The sequence below is a fragment of the uncultured Pseudosulfitobacter sp. genome (genome assembly GCF_963976325.1).
Taxonomy (GTDB): Bacteria; Pseudomonadota; Alphaproteobacteria; order Rhodobacterales; family Rhodobacteraceae; genus Pseudosulfitobacter.
In genome coordinates, this window is the sequence record NZ_CAXBJW010000016.1 from 1 (window position 1) to 19,956 (window position 19,956).

Sequence of the window (19,956 nt, forward strand, 5' to 3'; positions counted from 1 at the left end):
AGTGTCGGTCGTGACATAGCGGGCGCGGGCGGCAGGCTCAAGCGGGGGATGGGGGGGGCGACGCTGGCGCGCCTGCCCCGGAGTTTAGGGGGCGAGATGAAGGGGGGGGGTAAATGGCGGGTTTGCGGACAAAGTGAGCTTTCGCTGCGATGGTGCCAATGGCGGCTTCAGGGTTCGTCTAAGGTAGTGACACAACGTCAGGCGCAACCTAACGTACACATATGAACGCAACAAACAATCAAATGCAGAAGGTCATATTTGATCTCGGCTCAGACACTTGGCATGGTTTTTCAACTGAAAGTGTTTGGGCAACCAATCTTGGTTCCGGTGTCCATCAGCTTGAGAATTCGCCGTTCTTTGCAAAAGGCATCAGCTTAAGGGACGCAGTCATGACGAGCCAGGTTGAAGGCCAAATAAAAGTTGTCGGCCTCGGTCCAAAATCTGGGCATTCCACGTACCGAATTCTTGTTTCGCACGGCAAACATAATCCAACGCTGTTTGCCGAACTTTGGGAACCACTCGAGCGCCTTGGATGCTCATACGAACACGGAGACTTTGGATACCAACTGTACGCGGTAGACGTTCCCGAGAAAGTAGGCATCGAAATCGCGTATGCGTTTTTGGAACGCGGAGAGCAAAAAGGCGCGTGGGATTTCGAGGAAGGCCACTGCGGTCATTTGTGACAACAACTTGCATTGATTGTGTGCATGACTCGCAATGAAGCGGCCATTCGTGCATCCCGCAGCATCCGGTAAAATGGGCTCAAACCGGACCTTCGCCGCGTCTGCAAGAAAGATCGGTGCCAAACCTGACGGCCAACGGCAGCTATGCGGACAGAGCGGACGTCCACCAAAGCCCGGAATCAAGGTGCGTAGCACCGCCGGGCAGCGCCCGACCGCCCGTCACGCCGGAGGCGTGCCTAAGACAATCGGCGCACCTTTGGTGCGACGGGCGGGCGCTTCCTCACCGTGGCGCAGTTCAGCAACCCCACGCCAAAGATCAGAAATAAAGTGGCACCCACGGACGTCCCGATGCCCACCCGCGGTCAGGCGCTGCCCTCAGTGGCAAGGTCACTCTGGCCTCAAACCCGACCTTCACCGCAACCTCACCTAACACCAGCCCCCCCCACCAAAGCCCGGAGACAAGGTGCGTAGCACCGCCGGGCAGCGCCCGACCGCCCGTCACGCCGGAGGCGTGCCTGAAATAGTCGGCGCACCTTTGGTGCGACGGGCGGGCGCTTTTTCACCGGCTTGCGCTTCTTCGGCCTCACGCCAAGGCATTGAAATAAAATGGTGCTAACAGGTGTTGTGATGCCCACCCGCGGTCGGGCGCTGCCCTCTGTGGTAACGTCACTCTGGGCTCCAAACAGACCTTTGCAGCAACTTCGCCAAACACCAGCCCCCCCCCCGCCCTTGGTGGTGGGTGTGGTGCCCTGCCTCAACCGCCTTCGTCGGGTTTGGTCCAGTGGAGCGGATGCGGCAAGCTTGAAGACGCGAAGTCGATGCGCAGGACACGGCGGTTGCCCGGGGCGGTTGACGGTTTGGAGCAATGCAGGGTCAGCATTTTGAGGATCAGCACGTCGCCGCGTTTGGCAGTGCAAACCTCGACGGGGCAGGACAGTGCGGTGGTTTCGGCGCTTTTGGCTGGAACGATCCCGTATCTGTGGCTGCCTGTGGCGATCTGCATGGCGCCGTTTTCTGCACCCGTATCATCAAGGTGGACGCGCACGAACAACATCGCGTCAAGCACCTGTTGCGGCGGCTCACAGTGCCAAACGCCTGCTTTGCGGGTCCAGTTGCCGTAGCCGTCGCAGTCTGCCCTGTCCGCCACGGCGATAACGCGGTCCTGATGCCAGGGCACCCCCCAGTTGGTACCATCGGTCTTGTTGAAGCCGACAACGCGGACGGGATACGCAGCAGGGTCGATCCGCCGGATGGCCGTCAGCAGCGCGCTGTCAGGTGCAAGGGCCCGGCGCAGGGCGGCGGAGGATTCGAGACGCTGCCCGGCTTTGGATTGCAGGCTGGCGGCGGTGTCGAGATCCGACAGGTCGGGGTCGGCCACGGCACCCCGCAGCCAGACGCGGCCGGCGCGGTCCAGTTCGCGTTGCAAAGAGGTGTCGTGGGGCATGTGCTTTGATGCTGTCCAGCTTACTCAGGATGCCGCGGCGTGCTTTTCGACGGGGCCAGATAGGGGCGCGTCACGTCTTTCAGCGTGGCCTCGATGGCCTCGACGGTCAGGCGGATCACGCCGTCGCCGGCCAGGGTCAGCAGGATGTGCCCCGCGCCGTCGCCGGTGGGCTCGAACGTCACCGACAGCAGCGACAGCACCGTGTCCTTGTCGCTGCGGTCGATGCCCTGGCTGGCCACCTCCAGCACCGTGTCGAAGGACAGCAGCGCCTGCACGCGTTCGGGTTGGGCGGTGCGGGCGGCGGTGTCTTCCCAGCGGAAGCGGTTCAGCAGCACGGCAAAGCGGCGCTGGCGGATGGCCCATTTCATCTCGGTGATCGGGAACACCGCGTCCTGTGCCAGTGACGAGATCACCGACAGGTCGTCGGCATCCAGCGCGCCGAGGTTCAGGGGGCGCTCGGCGCCATCCTCGAAGGTTGCGTCGTCGCTCATGCGTCCTTGACCCGTTCGATGTCGGCGCCGACGCCCGAGAGTTTGGCGACGACGTGTTCATAGCCGCGATCCAGGTGATAGACGCGGCTGACCTTGGTTTCGCCCTCGGCCGCCAGCCCCGCCAGGATCAGCGAGACCGAGGCGCGCAGGTCGGTGGCCATCACCGGCGCGCCCTTGAGCCGCTTGACGCCCTTGACCGTGGCGGTGCCGCCGTGCACCTCGATGTCGGCGCCCATGCGGATCAGTTCGGGGGCGTGCATAAAGCGGTTTTCAAAGATTTTCTCTTCCAGAACCGAGGTGCCGTTGGCGGTGCACAAGAGCGCCATCATCTGCGCTTGCAGGTCGGTGGGAAAGCCCGGGAAGGGTTCGGTGGTGACATCCACCGCGCGCACGTCGCCGCCGTTGCGGGTGACGGTCAGGCCGTTCGCGGTTTCGGAAACGGAAATGCCCGCGGCATCCAGTTTCTCGCAAAACGCCTGCACCAGTTCGATGCGCCCGCCCAGCAGTTCGACCGTGCCGCCGCAGATGGCCGGGGCCAGCATATAGGTGCCCAGTTCGATGCGGTCGGTGACCACGGGGTGCGTGGCCCCGCCCAGACGGTCGACGCCCTGAATGGTGATGGTCGAAGTGCCCGCGCCGTCGATCTGCGCGCCCATCTTGGTCAGGCATTCGGCCAGATCGACGATTTCGGGTTCACGGGCGGCGTTGTTGATAACAGTCGTGCCCTTGGCCAATGTGGCGGCCATCAGCGCGTTTTCCGTGGCCCCGACCGAGGCGAAGTCAAAGTCGATGGTGCCGCCGCGCAGGCCCTTGGGGGCGCGTGCGTGCACATAGCCGTCTTTCAGCTCAAGCTCGGCGCCCATCGCTTCGAGCGCCTTGAGGTGCAGATCGACGGGGCGCGCGCCGATGGCACAGCCGCCGGGCAGCGACACGATGGCATGGCCGTCGCGCGCCAGCATCGGGCCCAACACCAGGATCGACGCGCGCATCTTGCGCACGATGTCATAATCGGCGGTGTGGTTGTGGATGTTGTGGCTGGACATGGCCAGCACCTTGCCGTCTTGCAGGCTGGTGACCTCGGCCCCCAGTGATCCCAGCAGGGCGGTCATTGTCTTGATGTCGCTGAGGCGCGGCGCGTTGGTCAGCGTCAGCGGTTCCTCGCTGAGCAGGGTCGCGGGCATCAGGGTGAGGCAGGCGTTTTTGGCACCGGCAATGGGGATCTGCCCCTTGAGCGGACCGCCGCCCCGTACGAGAATCGAATCCATCAGTCTTTGTCCTTTGCCTGCGCCGTCTGTTGCCCCGTGGTGGCCCGCGCGCGGGCCTGCGCCTTGCGCTTGGCCATATTGGCCTTGAGCGCCGCTTTGAGCCGCGCATCGCGCGTGTTGGGCTGTTGGGGTTTGGTGCGGTTGTTTTCTGCCATGCGGCCTTGTTAGCGCAGGGGCGCGGGGGCGTCCAGAATGGGTTGCATTTCTGGTGCCGTAGGGGGTTGCGCGGGCGCGCGTTTGCGTCTAATCACCCCGCACACTGGCGCTGCTGTCGCCCGGAGAACGAATGCTTTTGCTGTTCGCATCCCTCTGAACGGCAAGGCGACGGGAACGAAAGGGCTGTTTCAGGCCCGCTTGCATCGGGGCAACGCCCGGTGTAGCGAACGGAACAAAGATGCTGTGGTAGCTCAGTGGCAGAGCACACCCTTGGTAAGGGTGAGGTCGAGAGTTCAATCCTCTCTCACAGCACCATCTTCCCACCCCCTTTGAAGACACCCAGACAGGTCTGCATTTTCAGGACAGGGTTTTGCCTGTGGGTCGGCTGGGGGAATTTTCTATTCCCGCGCCGTGACGGGCTGCACTGCGGGACGAAGCCGCCGTTTGCCAAAGCCCGGAATCAGGGTACTTTCGCAAAACGCCTTGTGTGATGCTGCCATAAACCCTGTTCAAAACCTGACAAGGCGTTGAACGGTTTGGATTTCCGCGCCCCGTCTATGGACAACCAAAAATCACCCACCCATAGTAAAAATGATTCTGCACATATTAGACCTTTAATAAAAGCCTTACGCTCCGGGGGGAATTCCATGGGACTTTTGTTTATGATGGCGGCAATGTTTGGTGTCGTCGCATTTATTGATAACGACGATTCTGCGACCGAGACGGACGATACATCTGATCCGCTTCCGCCTGAAACGCCCACGGACCCTGTTGATCCCGTTGACCCGATCCCTGATCCGTCGTTGACCCTTGAAGGGACAAGCGGCGCGGATCTTCTTTTGGGAGAAGAAGGCGATGACATCGTGTACGGGCGTGCGGGCAGCGACACGCTGAGCGGTGCCGCCGGTGATGACCAGCTTTATGGGCAGTTCGGCAGGGATGACATCGCTGGAAACAGCGGTGCGGACAGCCTGTACGGGGGACAAGGGAACGACATACTGTACGGAGATGCGTCGCAGATCGGCACGTCGTCGGAGACGGACGGTGCGGATTTTCTGGATGGCGGCGCGGGCAATGACCGGCTGTATGGCGGCGGCGGGGTCGATACCCTGAACGGGGGCGACGGCGACGATTTGATCGTTGACTATGACCTGAGTTGGAACGAAGGCATCGAAAACGGCTCGGTCGTGGATGGGGGGGCCGGCGACGACGACATCCGTGTCGATGGCGGCAGCACGATCACCGGCGGGGATGGCAATGACAGCATTTTCGTCCATGCCGACATTGGCGAAGAGGGGGTCACCGAGATCACCGATTTTGTCCAGGGACAGGACACGCTGGCCTTTAGCATTGTCATCAGCGAAGGCGACACCGGTCCGCTGACCATTCAGGACAGCGCCGATGGCACGGGCGCCGAAGTGTACCTGGGCGACACGCTGGTGGCGGAAATCACCGGCGGTCAGGGCATGACGCTTGACGATCTGGATGTTGCTTTCGTTCTGGAACAGAATGCGGGCGACGTTGATTACACCGACGGCGATGCCGGTTCGATCATCGAGGGCAACCATTCCGACAATGTGATCAACGGCGGCGATGGCAACGACAGTATTTTCGCGGGCTATGTCGGTGGCGATTACGCGGGCGAAAACTATCACGGTGGCAGCGACGTTCTGAATGGCGGTGCCGGGGCCGATTACATCGTCGCCAACAGCGCCACCTATACGGCCTATAATGACGGCACCTCGCCCATCGAGGTTGTCCACGATCTGCACGTCGACACGCTGAACGGCGGCGAAGGGAACGATACGCTGGTTGCAAACGATGGCGGCATTCTGACCGGCGGCGAAGGCGAGGATGTGTTCGTGATCAACCACAACATGCGCTACGTGGACGATGACGCCTATGATGGCGACAACCTGTTCCCCGAGCCGGTCCAGATCACCGATTTCGACCCGACCGAGGACGTGATCAACATTGGCTATTTCGGCGATTTTTCCGGCTTTACCGGACCGTCGAGCGAGGATGTCACGGTTGAGGCTTGGGAAAATGGCGAGGGCAGCAATATTCTGCTGTTCGACCGGGTCATTGCGACCGTGCCGGGTGCCGGGACACTGAGCTATGCGGATCTGAACTTTGACAAGGACGTGGCGCGGGCCTACTGACCTTTGCAGCTTTTGATCGGCAAGGACGCGGCGCGGGCGTGATGCCCGCGCGATGCCTCATTAGAAGGCGTCGAATTCGGGCACGTTGCCCAGCCGGACCAGAAATGTCGGCTCCGACACCTCGCCCGAGCCTTCGTCTTCGGTAACGCTATAGGCGTCAGCCCCGGCGCAGGTGTCCAGCCGGCTTTCACGTTCGGCGCGCGAACGCGCCTGATCGGCGGATGTGTATTGAAACTGCTTGTCGACAACCAAGGCCACCTGCCCCGCGCGGCCGGTCTTTTTCTCGGTATAGGTCTGGCAGATGTAGTGGACCTTGAAGGCGGAAGAGGATTCGTCGGTCATGGCGGCGTCCTGAGATGGGGCGTTGGGTCACGCAAGGCTTGGCAGGGATGTGCGGGGTTGTCGATAGGGCAGTTCAGGTGTGCCATAGAGGTCCAGAAGACTTATTTGCCGAAGCGCACCGTCTTGTTCTTTAGCCATGCCTGCAACTGATCTTGCGTGATGTCCCCGACCACAACCCCCACAACCAGATCGTCAATCGGTTCGTCATCGGCAATGTCCAAGACATAGCCGGATTTCAGGTACAGGTATTCCGTCAACAGCCACGCCGTGCGTTTGTTGCCGTCATTGAACCCATGCGCCGTCGCAATCCCGTGAAGCAACGCGGCCCCCTTGGCATAAATCATGCGATGATACCCATGATAGGGGCGTCCAAGTGCGCCCAAAAGCGCGTCGATGTTGCTGATGCCCGCCAGACCGCCAAAGCCTTCAAGGGATTGTTCGTGGGCTTCCAGCGCGTCGCCAAAGGTGACGCGATAATGCCGCCTACCGATTTGCGAGGCGCTGCAAGGCGTCCCTGCGTTTTGAGATGATGGATCTTACCGTCTCGGGCGTTTTGTCGTGTGCGGTCACGACTTCGGAATTGCCGCTGTCTTTGCTGACAACAAACACGCCGGATTTGGACGAGCGGGACACGGTGGCTGTTTTACCGCCGCGCGCGGCGCTGTCAGCCGCAGGCACAGCTTTTTTGCAGTGACCCGTCACCTGACCCGATCCGCTGCGGGTGACATAATGTTTGCCATTGGTCATGGGTAAAGTTCCTGCATCACATCCGCGTCCCCAATTACGGTACGCAGACCCAATGTAGCCACGACAGTTCAATCCGACAAGTGCGGGCAAATGACCATCGCTTTTCAGGTGTGCCAGCGTGGCCCTAATAATCCTTCTCGAAGAACAGGCCCAGGCCGGTTTCGCCGTCGGATGCCACGCTGCCCCGTGCCGTCAGCGAGGGCGAGATGGTGAGGTTCAGGTTCACCTCGGCGTCGCCTTTGGCGCCGACAGTGACGTCGGTGTAGATGTTGTCGGTCACGTATTTGCCGACCCGCGCGCCGGTTTCGCCGTTCTCGTCCGTCACGATGTCCAGATCGTCCAGGCCAAAGCGTTCGCGGATGCCGTTCAGCAGCCCGCCGCCGCCCTTGCCGGTCAGGGTGCGCACCGCTGCGGCCAGTTGCACCGCCTGTAGCGGCGAGATTTTGTCCAGCCCGCGCCCGAACAGCAATTGCGCCAGGATTTCGTCGTCTGGTTTGTCGGGGGTCGAGGTAAAGGTGATCTCGGGCTCGGAGGCCAGACCCTCGACGATGATGCGGATGGTGGTGTCAGAGGCGCTGGTTTCGGCGACAAAGCGGATATAGGGATCGAACCCGCCCTGAAGCTGGGCCGAACCTTCCACGAGGTCCAGCCGTTTGGTCAGGATGTCAAACCGGCCCCGGATCAGGTCGAAGCGGCCGATGGGGACCACGTTGGCGGTGGTGCCGGTGATGCGCAGTTGCCCGCCCAGTTCGGCGTCCAGACCACGGCCCCGCACAAAGATACGGGAGGGCGCGCGCAGGGTGATGTCGATGGGAAAGGCCACGCCGCCGCCGCTGCCGCTGGCGGCGTCGCCCTGTTCCTCGATCAGCCCGGCGCGGGCGCGGGTGGCGCGCACGGCGGCGGGTTCATTCACATGGGTCAGCCCGTCAAGCACCGGGGCGGCTTCGGCGCCGCCTTCGGGCACGCGGATTTCGGTGCTGTCCAGCGTCAGGTCGGCCGTGATTGCCGCCCCGCCCGTCAGCGCCCCGCGCACCGAGCCGCTGCCGTTGATGGTGGTGTCATACAGCTTGGGGTCGGTGATGCGGACGTTGTTGACGGCTATCGCCAGATCGGCGGTGTTGGGCGCGTCCAGCGACACGGGGCCGCTGATACGGACGGTGCCGCCCGACGACACGGTCGCGGTGGTGTCCAGCGTGGCGCGGCCCCCCGACAGGGCGATGGATGTCACGATAGGCGCCAGCGTGATGTTCGGTTCCGGCAGGACAAGGCGGGCGTTGTCGGTGGTGATCTGGCCGGTGACCGACGACAGGGCCAGCGGGCCGTTCAGCGCCAGATTGAACCGCGCCTGACCGGCGGCGATATTGGGCGCGATAAACGTGTTGGCCAGCGCAATGGGTGCTGCCCCTGTCACGTCGATGTTGGCGCGGCTGGCGTCGGTGGCAACCTGTCCGCGCACGGTGGCGGTGGTGCCTGCGGGGCCGGTGGCGTCGATGTTCACCTGCCAGTTGTCGCCCACTTGCTCGGCTGTGCCCTTGGCGGTGGCGGGGCCGTTGATGCCCGTCGCGAACAGGCCGATGTCGCGCAGGCTGGCGTCAAAGGTCAGCGACGCGCCCGCGTCAGAGGTGTTGCCGGTGACCGATGCCGTCACTTGCGAGGTTTTCAGGTCCAGCTTTTCCACGATCAGCGGTTGGTCTGCGTCCTTGTGGGCGGCCAGGTCCAGCGAACTGGCGCCGCGCAACAACTGGTCAACCTGCGGGATGCCAACGGCAAGGTTCTGGCCGGTGGCGTCGGTTGTGATGTCAAAGGTGGCGTCGCGCGGATCGTACCAGCCTTCGGCGTTGATGTTCGCAGCCCCCGCCAAAGACTGGCCCGCCAATGCGGCATAGGGCGACAGCGATTGCACAGCCCCCTGCACGGTGCCGGTGATGCGCTGCGGCGCGCCGTCTACGATGGGCACGGTGCCAGCCACGCGCAGGTCGGCGCGGCCCGGTCCGGTGGCGCGCATGTCCACGGCCCAGTCGTCGCCGGTCTGGCGCAGGGTGCCGTTCAGGGTCGCCTCGCCGGTCAGGCCGGGGGCCACGACGGCGGTGTCGGGCACGCGGGCATCGACGCGCAGGGACCCTTCGTCGGTGCCCAGCGTGCCGTTGATGCTGGCGGTGATGTGGTCCGAGTTCAGTTTGAAGGTGTCAATTGTGGTCACGGTGTCGGCACGCTTTGCCACGACGTTCAGCGTGCTGTCGCCACGCAGCAACCCGTCAAGCTGGGGGATGCCTGCGGACAGGTTCGTGCCGGTCAGGTCGGTTTTCAGATCGAAGGTATAATCGCGCAGGTCCACCCAGCCTTGGGATGTGATGTTGGCCGCGCCGGACAGGTCGCGCCCTGCCAGCTCCGAATAGGGGGCAAGCGATTGCACCGACCCGTCGATGTCGGCGTTGATGCGGCCCAAGGCCCCCTCGACCAGCGCCAGCGTGCCGTCGACGTTCAGGTCTGCGCCGCCCGGTCCGGTGGCGCGCACGTCGACGGTAAAGTCGGTGCCGGCCTGCCGGATGGTGCCGTTCAGGGTGGACGGTCCGTTCAGGCCCCGCTGGATCAGCGAGGTTTCGGCAACGCGGGCGGCGACTTGCAGGTCGCTGGCGTCCGAGGACAGGGTGCCGCTGACGGTGGCGTTGATCTGGTCGGTGGTGATTTTGAAAGTGTCGATGCGCGTGCCGGTCTCGTCGCGGGCGGCGGTCAGGGTCAGGCGGCTTTGGCCCGCGATCAGCGGATCGGCCTGCGGGATGCCGACGGCCAGATTGTCGCCGGTGCCTTGCAGGTCCACGTCAAAAGCGCCGGAAATGGGGGCAAAGGTGAACTTTGCGTCGAACTTGGTGGCACCTTGCAGGTCCTGCCCCGAGAGTTCCGAGAAGCGCGAAAGGTTGTCGGCGGTCAGGGTCATGTTGCCTGCGACCGACAGGTTCAGGTCCTGGGTGATCCCCGAAAGCTGCGCCTGTCCGGTCAGGCCATAGTCGGCCCCTGTCAGGTCGATCTGGCTGAGTTCGAGCGGCGCGTCTTCGGTCCAGTCAAAGGACAGGCCACCGTCGATGCGCGGGCCGACCGCTGCGGCCAGCGCGGTGTCGGTCAGGTCGATCCCGTCGATGGCATAGGTCAGTTGGCCCATCACGCCGCCGACGCTGGTGCCCTGCCCTTGGGTCAGCGTGCCGTCGCCCTTCAGGCTGAGGGTGCCCAGTTTCAGCGTCGGCTGGTTCAGCCCGTTGACTGCGATATCGGCGTCCCAGCCGTCGCCGGATGCCGCGTCAAAGCGGACCGCGAGGGTGGCGGTGTCGATCTGGGTCTGTTCGCCCGGCAGGGGCAGCAGCACGGGCGTGCCTTCGGCGTCGGCGATGCGTCCGTCCAGTTCGACCAGGGTGGGCCAGCCGCCCGCGGCCAGTGCCAGGTTGCCGGTCAGGGTCAGCGAACGGGTGTTCAGGTCAAGCGTGTCCAGCGTCAGGCGGCCATCGGCAAAAAGCGTGCCCGAGGATTTCAGCGTGATGTCATCGCCAAAGAACGCGCCGTAACGCGGGGCGAACATCGGTGCGATGTCGCCGCCAAGGTCCAGCGCAAAGCTGCGGTCGGTGGCGGGGGCCGTGGTGCCTTCATCGCCTGCTTCGGGGGCGGCGTCAGACGGCGTGCCCTTGAGCGTGACCGATCCGTCAAGGCGCGGCGTGTCGTCAGTGGCCAGCGTGATGTCGGCGACAAAGTCGTCCAGCGGACCCGAACCTGCGACGGTCAGGTCGATCGACGGATTGTTCGGCAGCGCCATCAACGTGGACAGGATACCGCCATCGTCCTCGGACACGGTCAGTTCCAGATCCAGCACATCGGTGGCGTTGGCATAAGTCGCGGCAAGGGTCACGTTGCCCTTGGTGCCGTCCAGGCGGTTGACCTCGATCCTGGCGGTGCCTTCGCCGTCGGCCAGTTGTGCCGAGCCGTCCAGCGCGATCACGGCGGCCTGCCCAAAGACCGGCTCGCCAATCTCGACGCGACCGGCCTTGATCTGTTCGATGTTCACCGACACCGGCAGGTCGGGGATGGAAAAGCCGCCCGAGGCTTCGGGCGCGGGCACGTCAACGGTGTCGGGTGTCACCGGTTTGCGCGGCAAGAGCACCTCGGCCACGGACAGTTCCGTCACCTGAAGGCGGCCTGTCAGCAGGGCCGAGCGGCTCCAGTCCAGTGACACATCGCGCAGGGTCAGCCAGATGCCTTCGTCGTCGGCGATGGTCAGCTCGTCGATGGTGGCGCGCGAGCTGAGCGCACCGGCAAAGCCCACGATGCGGACCTGACGGCCGGCACCGGACAGGCTGTCTTCGAGAAAGGCCTGAAGGTAGCCGCGGTCGTCGTTTTCCTGTGCGGTGGCACCATGTGGCAGGCACAGGAACAGGACAGCGGACAGAAGGAGAAGCAGATGTTTCAAAACGATTGTCCTATGCCGACGTAGAATTGCACCCCGTCGCCGGTGTCGCCGCCCACGGGGGCGGCCACGTCCAGACGGATCGGGCCGATGCCCGTGTCATAGCGCAGGCCCAAGCCCGCGCCTGCGTGCCAGTCGCCGGAATCGGCAAAAAGCGTGTCCGCCGAAACAAAGCCCGCATCGACAAAGCCCACGATGCCGATGGTGTCGGTGATCGCCGCGCGCACTTCGCCCGACAGGCCGACAAAGGATTTGCCGCCCGAAACGTTGCCGCCACCCAGATCGACGCCCAGCGACTGATAGGGTTGTCCGCGCACGGTGCCGCCGCCGCCCGAGTAGAACAGGAAGTCGGGCGGCAGGTCGGCCAGATCGGGGCCAAGGGTCGAGCCGATTTGCGCGCGGCCCGCGAAGACCAGCCGCTTTGCCTCGCCCACGGCGCGGAAAATACGCCCGTCTGCGAAGAACCGCAGGCCCACGTCAGATGCGTCCAGCCGCACGAATGGCATCGCCTCGGCCTTGAGGTAATAGCCGGTTGTGGGGTTCAGCACGTCGTCGCGGTGGTCCAGCGTGGCCGAGATCGGCGCGTTCAGAAAGAAGAAGTCGCGTTCGCCGTAGAAGTCGTCGAAGGTGTTGACATAGCGCAGTTCCAGCGCCGCCTCGGCCTTGAGGTGGTCGGAGTAGATGCGCGACGCCCCTGCCCCGATGCGGACCTGTTGCAGGTCATAGTTTTCTTCTTCCTCGTCCGAGATCGAGCCGTAAACAAATCCGTCGGTGTCGGTGCCGAAAAAGGCAGGGCTGTTCAGGCGGCCCGCAAGGCTGTAGTCGATGCCGCCGGTCTGGCTGCCGATGCCCGATATTTCGCCGTCGATGCGCAGCCGTTCGGCCCCGCCAAACAGGTTGCGGTGCATCCAGTAGCTGGACAGGGTCACCCCCTCGAATGACGAGATTTCAGCGCCAAAACCGAAGCGGCGGGGTTTTTCGTCGACCAGTGCCAGATTGACGTCCATCACGTCGCCCGCACGCAGGGTGTCCGCCTCGGTCAGCGAGACAGAGGAAAACGCGCCGGTGCGGCGCAGGCGTTTGGCGACGGTTTCCAGTTCTTCGGGCGAGAATACCGTGCCTTCGGGAAAGCCTGCGATGCGGGCGATTTTTGCCGAGCGCACGGCGCTGTCGTTGGTTTGCACCAGCCGACCAAAGGTAACGCGCGGACCCGGGGCCAGCCCCAGACGCACCGACAGGGTGTTTTGCGCGTGGTTGGCCGTAACGCTTTGTTCGGACAGGGCAACCTTGGCGTGGCCTGCGTTGCGCCAGCCCTTGACGCCGCTGTCGACAGTTTCCTGCAACACGGTGCTGCGGGCGGGTTCGCCTGCGCGGAAATCTGGCGGCGGGGTGTCGCCGGGGGCCAGCGGGGCGATCTGTGCCACACCCAGCGAAAACAGCGGGCCGGGGGTGACGGAGATCCGGGCCTGACCGATCTGGGCGGGCACGTTGAACGTGGGGATCGCGGCGGCCTCGCGGCCATCCAGTTTGATGGTCACCACGCCGCTGTAATAGCCCAGCGCATAAAGCGTGCGCACGATGCGGGCATAGTCGGCGGTGGCGGCGGCCAGCACCTCGCGCGGGGTGGCTTCGGCGTTGTCGGCGGCAGCCACGGTCAACGACGCCTGCATCAGCGTCTCGCGCAGGTCCTTGTCGCTGGTGGCCACGTCAAAGCTGCCGATTTCCACGGCGGATGCAGGCGCGGCTGCGGCCAGGGAAAGCACGGTCGAAACCGCCGCGAGTGTTGTTCTAATGCTGGATTGCGTCACGTAACCTAATACCACAAATTGCCGGACCACTTGGGGAAGATCATAACCAACAGCCAGGCGGGTCACCATCCGATATTCGTACTGTTTCGGGGCACATCCCAAGGATGTGACAGGATTGACCTTGGACGTAGACCGCGCGGGGTGCGAGGCAATGGCGCAGAGGTGGCGTTATTTCGCCGATGTGCGACATTGGGTGGTCTGGCCGCCCTGCCCTAGGTGCGGTTGCTGATCCAGCGGCATTGATAGGGGGCCAGCGTGATCTGCGGGGCCAGCGGATCGACCGCCTCGCCGGACAGCAGGTCGTGCCATGCCACGTCCTCGATCAGGTTCAGCGCCTCGGACGAGATGGTCACGGTTTCGTCGCTGATGTTGTGCAGGGCAAAGATCGACTGGTGCCGGTCCAGACTTTGCCGCCAGACGCCGAAAATGCGGTCGTCGCCCATGTTCACGGTGAACTGGGTGGCGTTGGGGTGAAAGGCGGTTTGGCGGCCGCGCAGTTTCAGCCGGTCGGTCAGCGCGCCCAGCACCTGCGATTGCGGGCTGGCGGGGTCGTCCAGCAAGGCGCGCAGTGCGGGATAGTCCCAGCGGTGCCGGTTGATCGCGCGGTTCATGCCGCGGTGTTCAACGGCTTCGTGGTCGTTGGGCGTGGCCAGCAGCGAATGGATGTAAAACGCGGGGATACCTTCAAGCGACATGACGATGGTTTGCGAACAGATGAAGCGTTCGCGGTGGTACTGGTCCGCGCCTTTGAACGTGCGTTCCAGTGCGGCGTAAAAGGTTGTGTTCAGCTCGTAGGGGCTTTGACTGCCATCCGGCATGGTGCGCATCGACACCAACCCACCCGCTGCGCGGACGGTGTCGATCATCTGTTGTTTTTCGTGCTCGGGCAGCAACCCCTCGGCGGGGCGCATTCCGATGCCGTCGTGGCTGGCGGTGAAGTTCAGATAGGCGCAGCCCATCGGTGCGGGCGGCATACCGCGTTGCCAGCGGCGCAGATGTTGCGCCGAGCCGGACATCATCGCGTGCAGGATCAGCGGCGGCAGCGGAAAGTTGTAGATCGCGTGCGCCTCGTTGCCCTGCCCGAAATAACTGAGGTTTTCGGCCTTGGGCACGTTGGTTTCGGTCAGCAGGATGATCTTTTCGCGGGCAAAGTCGCACAGCAGGCGCATCAGTTGCACAACCGCATGGGTTTGCGGCAGGTGGATCGACGGCGAGCCGATTTCCTTCCACAGGAAGGCCACCGCATCCAGCCGGATGATCTCGACCCCGTTGTCGACGTGCAGGCGAATGATGCGCAGGAATTCCAGCAGCACCTGCGGGTTGCGGAAGTCCAGATCAATCTGATCGTGGCTGAAGGTACACCAGACGTGGCGCACCCCGTTCGCGGTGTCGACGCGGCGCAGCAGCGGCGTGGTGCGCGGGCGCACGACCATGGAAAGGTCGTCGGACGGGTCGGCTTCGAAAAAGAACGTGTCGTAGGGGTCCTGCCCCTGACGGTAGGCGTTGAACCAGTGGCCCTGACTGGACACGTGGTTCAGCACCAGATCGGACATCAGCTTGAAATCGCGCGCGATGCGGTTGATGTCGGCCCAGTCCCCCAGCTGCGGGTTCACGGCGCGGAAATCCGACACCGCAAAGCCGTCGTCGGATGTGTAGGGAAAGAACGGCAGGATGTGCACGCTGTTCAGCGCGCCGCGCAGGTAGCAGTGCAGGAAATCGTTCAGCAAATCCAGCGGCTTGTGCGCGCCGTCGATGATCGAATTGCCATAGGTGATGACCAGCGCGTCATGTTCGGACCACAGTGTATTGCCGCGCACGCGCCCGCGTCTGCGGGGATGGCTGTCGTCGGGCCAGAAGGCGTCGATGATCAGGCTGGACAGGATCGCGGCGTCAAGATCGGGATAGATCTGCTGAACAAGTTCTTGCAGGCGGCGGCTGAGGGATTGGGTGTTTCGGGTCATCTGGCTCCGCTTTTGAAGTTGGCACTGCGCCCGTCCAGTGCACCAAGTATGAAGCCTGAACGCACAGGTGCAACCCGTGCCTTGGGAATTCGCCGGAAAACCCGGTTTTGCAGCGTACACGCCTTGTATGTTGCCGCGGCAATAGGCAAAGGCGGCTGCGCTATATGTGAAACGGACGAGAGACTTCCGGAATTTCAATGACCTTTGGCTATTACCTTGTACATTGACCGCAGATGAAACCGATTTCTGAGATCAAACGCCTGCGTAAGCTGGAATATTCGGACCTGCCCGAGTGGCTGGCCCGCCTGTTCGGAATTGCCTTGGGCAGTGTTCTGCTGGCCAGCTATGCGGCAAAGCCGTTTGCCTTGTTGTGGATCGTGGGCTTTCTCGCAGCGCATCTTGTCTATTACCTGTTTCTCAGCAGCCGAACCGAGGCCGCAACCATGCGCGATCTGCGGATTGCGCAAACTTTGTTCCTGGTGCTTCTGGTCAGCTTTGTCTGGGCCCCGGCATGGATGGTGGCGCAGAATGACCGCGCGCTCAGTCTGGTCGGGGCGGGTCTGTTTGGCTGTATTCTGGTTTATCTGATCCGGCGAAACGACATCTCGCTTTACGTTATTGTCAGCGAAATCGTGGTGATCTGGGTGACGATGACCAGTGTTCTGTTCAAGGTTCTGCCCGACTTTGACAGCCTGACGGCGCGGGTCGGGCTGGTCATGAGCTGGATGGCGCTGGTCAGTTACTTCGCGCAATCCATGTTGCAGGCCCGCAAATTGAAACTGGCCGAGCAACTGGCGCGCGACAATGCGGCACAGGCGCAGAAACTGGCGGCCATCGGCCAGATGGCCGGGGGCATCGCGCATGATTTCAACAACCATCTGACCGTGATCAGCGGCAGTCTGGAGCTGTACGAAGATCTGGAAGACGCCCAAGGCCGCGCCGATTGTCTGGCAACGGCGCGGGTGGCCACCGATCAGGCAGCGACCATCGTGAACGAGCTGCTGGTGTTTGCCCGCCGGACGCCGATGCGATTGGTCAACCTGGATGCCAACGCGCCGCTGATTGATCTGGACCTGCTGGCGCGGCGGTTGCTGTCACGCGATGTCGAGATGATCGTGGGTTTTTTGCAAAATCAGGCTGTTGTGCAGGCGGACCACCGGCAGATTGTCACCGCGCTTTTGAATCTGGTGGTCAATGCCAATGACGCGATGCCCAAGGGCGGCACGTTGATCGTTCGGGCCGGTCTGGTCACCATCAGTTCGCCCCTGATCGTTGCGGGTGGGCATTTGCTGCCGCCGGGGCGCTATGTCAGCTATGATGTGCGCGACACCGGCGACGGCATCCCGGCCGAGTTGCTGCCGCATGTGGTCGAGCCGTTTTACACCACCAAGCCCGAAGGCAAGGGCACCGGGCTGGGGCTGGCGATGGTGCATTCCATTGCCCAAAGCTTTGGCGGCGGGGTTCTGATCCGTTCCGGGGCGCGGGGCACCACCGTGTCGATCCTGCTGCCACAGATTGAAACCGGTCAGGTGGTTGGTTCCGAGGACGCGGATACCTAAGTTAGTCGAAACGAAAGGTATCACCGGATATGCAACATTTCTCGCTTCTTGACCTGTCTCCCGTGCCCGAAGGGTCCACTGCTGCGGATGCGTTGGCCAATACCGTCAAGCTGGCACAGTCTGCCGAGGCGGCTGGTTATCACCGCTATTGGCTGGCAGAGCATCACAACATGCCCGGCATCGCCAGCGCCGCCACCGCCGTGGTCATCGGCCATGTTGCGGGGGCCACGAAACGTATACGTGTGGGCGCGGGCGGCATCATGCTGCCCAACCACGCGCCGTTGATGGTGGCCGAACAGTTCGGCACGCTGGCTACGCTGTATCCCGACCGGATTGATCTGGGGCTGGGCCGTGCGCCGGGCACCGACATGGCCACCGCCCGCGCCCTGCGCCGGTACATGGCGCCCGAGGACAGTTTCCCGCAGGATGTGGCCGAGCTGATCCACTACATGGAAGACGGCGACGGCACGGCGGCTGTGCGCGCCTTTCCCGGGGAAGGGACCAAGGTGCCGGTGTGGATATTGGGATCGTCCCTGTATGGCGCGCAACTGGCGGCGCATTACGGGCTGCCCTATGCGTTCGCGTCGCATTTCGCGCCCGCGATGCTGGACGAGGCGCTGGCGATCTACCGGCGCGATTTCAAGCCGTCGGCGTGGCTGGACAAGCCCTATGTGATCGTCGCGGCGGGGGTTTGTGCGGCTGAAACCGAGGCCGAGGCTGAATATCTGCGGTCGTCGCAGTTGCTGTCGTTCGCGCGGCTGCGCACCGGGCGTCCGGGCAAGCTGCCCTATCCGGTGAAAAACGTCGAGGAACAGATCCCGCCGCAGGTGATGGCAGGCGTGCAACAGGCGATGTCCTGTTCAGCCCAAGGGTCGCCTGCGAACGTGCGTGACGGTCTGGCGCGGATCATTGAGGCGCACCAGCCGGACGAATTGATGGTCACCGGCATGATCCACGACCACGCCGCACGGGTGCGGTCGTTCGAGATTGCGGCAGAGGCGTTGCGCAGTTTGCAGGGTGTGCCGGAGACGGTTTAGGCCCCGCTTCCACCGCACAAAAAAGCCCCGCGCATCACCTGACGCGCGGGGCTTTGGTTTGTTTGGCTTTGGCCCGGATCAGGTCAGGATGATGTCGATGTCGGCCAGCGTGATGCCTGCCAGACCGTCCAGCGTGATCGTTTCGCCATAGCCGTAATCAATCACGAAATCCCCGCCCACTGTGCTGCCGGTGATCGGGCTGGCGGATTTGTCGATGTCGATGACCAGCGTGTCAAAGGCCAGCTCGAAATCGGTGATATTGTCGTCGCCATCGTTCTTGGCGAACTTGAACTTGTCGGCCCCCGCACCGCCGGTCAGGGTGTCGTCGCCCTTGCCGCCGGTGATGATGTCACGGCCCTTGTTGCCGTTGATCTTGTCGTTGCCATTGTCACCATAGATATAGTCACGGTCCTTGCCGCCCCGGATAAAGTCGTAACCGTTGCCGCCATAGATGATGTCCGTGCCTGCATCGCCGCGCAGGTCGTCGCGGCCGTTGTTGCCAAGCAACTGGTCATCGCCTTCGCCGCCGTACAGTTTGTTGTTGGCAACGTTGCCGATCATGGTGTCATCGCCCGTACCACCGATGGCGCGTTCGATCAGGGACCGCACGTCGCCTTCGTATTGCAGCGCGTTGAACAGGTGACCGCGGGCATATTCGATTGCCGAAGCCCCCACCCAGCTCCCGTTTTCATCCCAGCCCTGGTTCAGCATCGCCCGCAGGTCGTTGCCGTTCACGTCAAAGTCGGAATAGCCGCCCGGTGTCAGGTCGATCAACATGTCGTTGGTAAAGTTCGACAGGTCATAGGTGTCTTTTCCGTTGCCGTCCCAGACGGTGCGGAATGTGACATTCGACAGGGTGTTGAAATCGTCACGGGCGGCAGTTTGGCCGACACCATTGATGAACATCTCGCCGGTGGTGGTGTCGAAAGTATAGACGGTATCCCCGGCTTCCTTGCTGAAGTCGGCGCCATACATGCGTTGAATGGCCGAGATGTCATACATCATCAGCGTCTGGGCGTAGTGCCCGTCGGCGACTGTGTAAAACGGGGCCGGGTCGCCGATGTGCGCATGGTAGGTCATGATGGAATATTCCATCGAGTCCTTGTCAGCGGTCAGGCTGCCAGGGCCATTGGTTTCGTGACCGTGCTTGAGACCCATCGTGTGGCCAATCTCGTGCATCATCGTGGCATAGGTGTAGGTGCCGATGTTGGCGTTGTCGTCATAGTTCGAATAGTTGAACATCATGTCGCCGCCGGATTCACCCGAGTTCGGGTAATAGCCAAAGGCCGTGCTCATGCCGTCGGCCGTGGCAAAGCGCAACACGCCGTCCGAGCCGTTGTTGATGGCATCGGTCACGTCGGTGGGTTGTGCCTGTTCCTCGAAGGTGATGTCGGTGACCTTGGTGAATTCCAGCAAGGCCAGGCGGGCCTGGGTTTTCCAGACCTCGGTGAACTCGGTTTCGTTATAAGCGCTGTCGTAATAGTTCTTTTCTTCCTCGTATTTGAGAAAGCTGAAGGCCAGAGTGCGCGTGTTGGACAGATCCCACGTGTTTCCACTAATCTGTGCGTCGGTATTTTGATCGTCGTCGTTCAAATCGGTGTCGTAGCCGATGTAGGTTGTGGGGTGGGTTCCGGTATAAAGTGCCATGCGATTGATCCTATCAATTTTGGGCTAAATTGGATTGGGAGTGTTGCGGCCAAATTACGGTCAGAGATGATGTTGCGCAAGCTTAACGAATTAATATTTCCGTTCTGCGCTTGAAAGCAAAAGACATTTTATCAGACCGTGCAGCCTGTGGTTGATCCCGCAACCTTGTGAACCCACGGTTGGGTCTGGTTCACCGCGAATCCGCGC

15 protein-coding genes and 1 tRNA gene are annotated in these 19,956 nt (G+C 62.7%); 5 read left to right on the forward strand and 11 right to left on the reverse strand.

The window, feature by feature from the left end:
* Positions 1 to 221: 221 nt before the first annotated feature.
* Positions 222 to 683 (forward strand): DUF4265 domain-containing protein, encoded by a 462-nt coding sequence (locus AAC077_RS18720; protein ID WP_339772971.1) that lies wholly within the window; start codon positions 222 to 224, stop codon positions 681 to 683.
* A 754-nt stretch (positions 684 to 1,437) separates the two neighbouring features.
* Here the strand turns inward: AAC077_RS18720 and AAC077_RS18725 are convergent.
* Genes AAC077_RS18725 through AAC077_RS18740 form a run of 4 tightly spaced genes read right to left on the reverse strand, consistent with a single transcriptional unit; the run spans position 1,438 to position 4,038 of the window.
* Positions 1,438 to 2,127 carry a phytanoyl-CoA dioxygenase family protein gene (locus tag AAC077_RS18725; RefSeq protein WP_339772973.1) on the reverse strand — a complete coding sequence of 230 codons (690 nt, stop codon included), beginning with the start codon at positions 2,125 to 2,127 and terminating at the stop codon, positions 1,438 to 1,440.
* A gap of 20 nt (positions 2,128 to 2,147) precedes the next feature.
* Positions 2,148 to 2,618 carry a DUF2948 family protein gene (locus tag AAC077_RS18730; protein WP_339772975.1) on the reverse strand — a complete coding sequence of 157 codons (471 nt, stop codon included), beginning with the start codon at positions 2,616 to 2,618 and terminating at the stop codon, positions 2,148 to 2,150.
* A complete protein-coding gene (gene murA, locus AAC077_RS18735) occupies positions 2,615 to 3,883 on the reverse strand; it encodes a UDP-N-acetylglucosamine 1-carboxyvinyltransferase (protein ID WP_339772977.1) in 1,269 nt (422 codons plus the stop codon). The genes AAC077_RS18730 and murA overlap by 4 nt, the downstream gene beginning before the upstream one ends.
* Entirely contained in the window at positions 3,883 to 4,038 is a 156-nt protein-coding gene (locus AAC077_RS18740) for a hypothetical protein (protein ID WP_339772980.1), read from the reverse strand. The genes murA and AAC077_RS18740 overlap by 1 nt, the downstream gene beginning before the upstream one ends.
* Before the next feature lie 241 nt (positions 4,039 to 4,279).
* On the opposite strand from AAC077_RS18740, the gene AAC077_RS18745 reads away from it, so the two are divergent.
* Both AAC077_RS18745 and AAC077_RS18750 read left to right on the forward strand, forming a co-directional pair.
* Positions 4,280 to 4,354 (forward strand) — tRNA-Thr (locus tag AAC077_RS18745).
* Positions 4,355 to 4,686: 332 nt separating this feature from the next.
* Complete coding sequence (locus AAC077_RS18750) at positions 4,687 to 6,201, forward strand: calcium-binding protein (protein ID WP_339772983.1); 1,515 nt, start codon at positions 4,687 to 4,689, stop codon at positions 6,199 to 6,201.
* 60 nt (positions 6,202 to 6,261) lie between these two features.
* On the opposite strand, the gene AAC077_RS18755 is transcribed toward AAC077_RS18750, so the two are convergent.
* From AAC077_RS18755 to AAC077_RS18780, 6 genes are all read right to left on the reverse strand, one after another.
* Complete coding sequence (locus tag AAC077_RS18755; RefSeq protein ID WP_339772986.1) at positions 6,262 to 6,543, reverse strand: hypothetical protein; 282 nt, start codon at positions 6,541 to 6,543, stop codon at positions 6,262 to 6,264.
* A gap of 101 nt (positions 6,544 to 6,644) precedes the next feature.
* Entirely contained in the window at positions 6,645 to 7,034 is a 390-nt protein-coding gene (locus AAC077_RS18760; RefSeq protein WP_339773071.1) for a Fic family protein, read from the reverse strand.
* Positions 7,027 to 7,290 carry a hypothetical protein gene (locus AAC077_RS18765; protein WP_339772989.1) on the reverse strand — a complete coding sequence of 88 codons (264 nt, stop codon included), beginning with the start codon at positions 7,288 to 7,290 and terminating at the stop codon, positions 7,027 to 7,029. The genes AAC077_RS18760 and AAC077_RS18765 overlap by 8 nt, the downstream gene beginning before the upstream one ends.
* 124 nt (positions 7,291 to 7,414) lie before the next feature.
* Positions 7,415 to 11,740: a translocation/assembly module TamB domain-containing protein gene (locus AAC077_RS18770; protein WP_339772991.1), complete on the reverse strand. Its 4,326-nt coding sequence runs from the start codon at positions 11,738 to 11,740 to the stop codon at positions 7,415 to 7,417.
* Positions 11,737 to 13,500 carry an autotransporter assembly complex family protein gene (locus AAC077_RS18775; RefSeq protein WP_339772994.1) on the reverse strand — a complete coding sequence of 588 codons (1,764 nt, stop codon included), beginning with the start codon at positions 13,498 to 13,500 and terminating at the stop codon, positions 11,737 to 11,739. Before AAC077_RS18775 ends, AAC077_RS18770 begins: the two co-directional genes overlap by 4 nt.
* A gap of 257 nt (positions 13,501 to 13,757) precedes the next feature.
* Complete coding sequence (locus AAC077_RS18780; RefSeq protein WP_339772996.1) at positions 13,758 to 15,506, reverse strand: sugar phosphorylase; 1,749 nt, start codon at positions 15,504 to 15,506, stop codon at positions 13,758 to 13,760.
* Positions 15,507 to 15,739: 233 nt separating this feature from the next.
* Between AAC077_RS18780 and AAC077_RS18785 the strand changes: the two genes are divergently transcribed.
* On the forward strand, positions 15,740 to 17,065 hold the full coding sequence (locus tag AAC077_RS18785; protein WP_339772998.1) for an ATP-binding protein: 1,326 nt from the start codon (positions 15,740 to 15,742) through the stop codon (positions 17,063 to 17,065).
* A 29-nt stretch (positions 17,066 to 17,094) separates the two neighbouring features.
* Positions 17,095 to 18,102: an LLM class flavin-dependent oxidoreductase gene (locus AAC077_RS18790; RefSeq protein WP_339773001.1), complete on the forward strand. Its 1,008-nt coding sequence runs from the start codon at positions 17,095 to 17,097 to the stop codon at positions 18,100 to 18,102.
* Positions 18,103 to 18,180: 78 nt separating this feature from the next.
* Here AAC077_RS18790 and AAC077_RS18795 read toward each other — a convergent pair whose 3' ends face one another.
* Entirely contained in the window at positions 18,181 to 19,749 is a 1,569-nt protein-coding gene (locus tag AAC077_RS18795; protein ID WP_339773004.1) for a matrixin family metalloprotease, read from the reverse strand.
* Between the last annotated feature and the right edge of the window lie 207 nt (positions 19,750 to 19,956).

What these genes read in the sequence shown, in the direction of transcription:
- AAC077_RS18740 (WP_339772980.1), bottom strand. Translation starts at nt 4,038, where the DNA reads ATGGCAGAAAACAACCGCACCAAACCCCAACAGCCCAACACGCGCGAT.
- AAC077_RS18785 (WP_339772998.1), top strand. Translation starts at nt 15,740, where the DNA reads ATGAAACCGATTTCTGAGATCAAACGCCTGCGTAAGCTGGAATATTCG.
- AAC077_RS18755 (WP_339772986.1), bottom strand. Translation starts at nt 6,543, where the DNA reads ATGACCGACGAATCCTCTTCCGCCTTCAAGGTCCACTACATCTGCCAG.
- murA (WP_339772977.1), bottom strand. Translation starts at nt 3,883, where the DNA reads ATGGATTCGATTCTCGTACGGGGCGGCGGTCCGCTCAAGGGGCAGATC.
- AAC077_RS18720 (WP_339772971.1), top strand. Translation starts at nt 222, where the DNA reads ATGAACGCAACAAACAATCAAATGCAGAAGGTCATATTTGATCTCGGC.
- AAC077_RS18795 (WP_339773004.1), bottom strand. Translation starts at nt 19,749, where the DNA reads ATGGCACTTTATACCGGAACCCACCCCACAACCTACATCGGCTACGAC.
- AAC077_RS18790 (WP_339773001.1), top strand. Translation starts at nt 17,095, where the DNA reads ATGCAACATTTCTCGCTTCTTGACCTGTCTCCCGTGCCCGAAGGGTCC.
- AAC077_RS18780 (WP_339772996.1), bottom strand. Translation starts at nt 15,506, where the DNA reads ATGACCCGAAACACCCAATCCCTCAGCCGCCGCCTGCAAGAACTTGTT.
- AAC077_RS18725 (WP_339772973.1), bottom strand. Translation starts at nt 2,127, where the DNA reads ATGCCCCACGACACCTCTTTGCAACGCGAACTGGACCGCGCCGGCCGC.
- AAC077_RS18750 (WP_339772983.1), top strand. Translation starts at nt 4,687, where the DNA reads ATGGGACTTTTGTTTATGATGGCGGCAATGTTTGGTGTCGTCGCATTT.
- AAC077_RS18730 (WP_339772975.1), bottom strand. Translation starts at nt 2,618, where the DNA reads ATGAGCGACGACGCAACCTTCGAGGATGGCGCCGAGCGCCCCCTGAAC.
- AAC077_RS18765 (WP_339772989.1), bottom strand. Translation starts at nt 7,290, where the DNA reads ATGACCAATGGCAAACATTATGTCACCCGCAGCGGATCGGGTCAGGTG.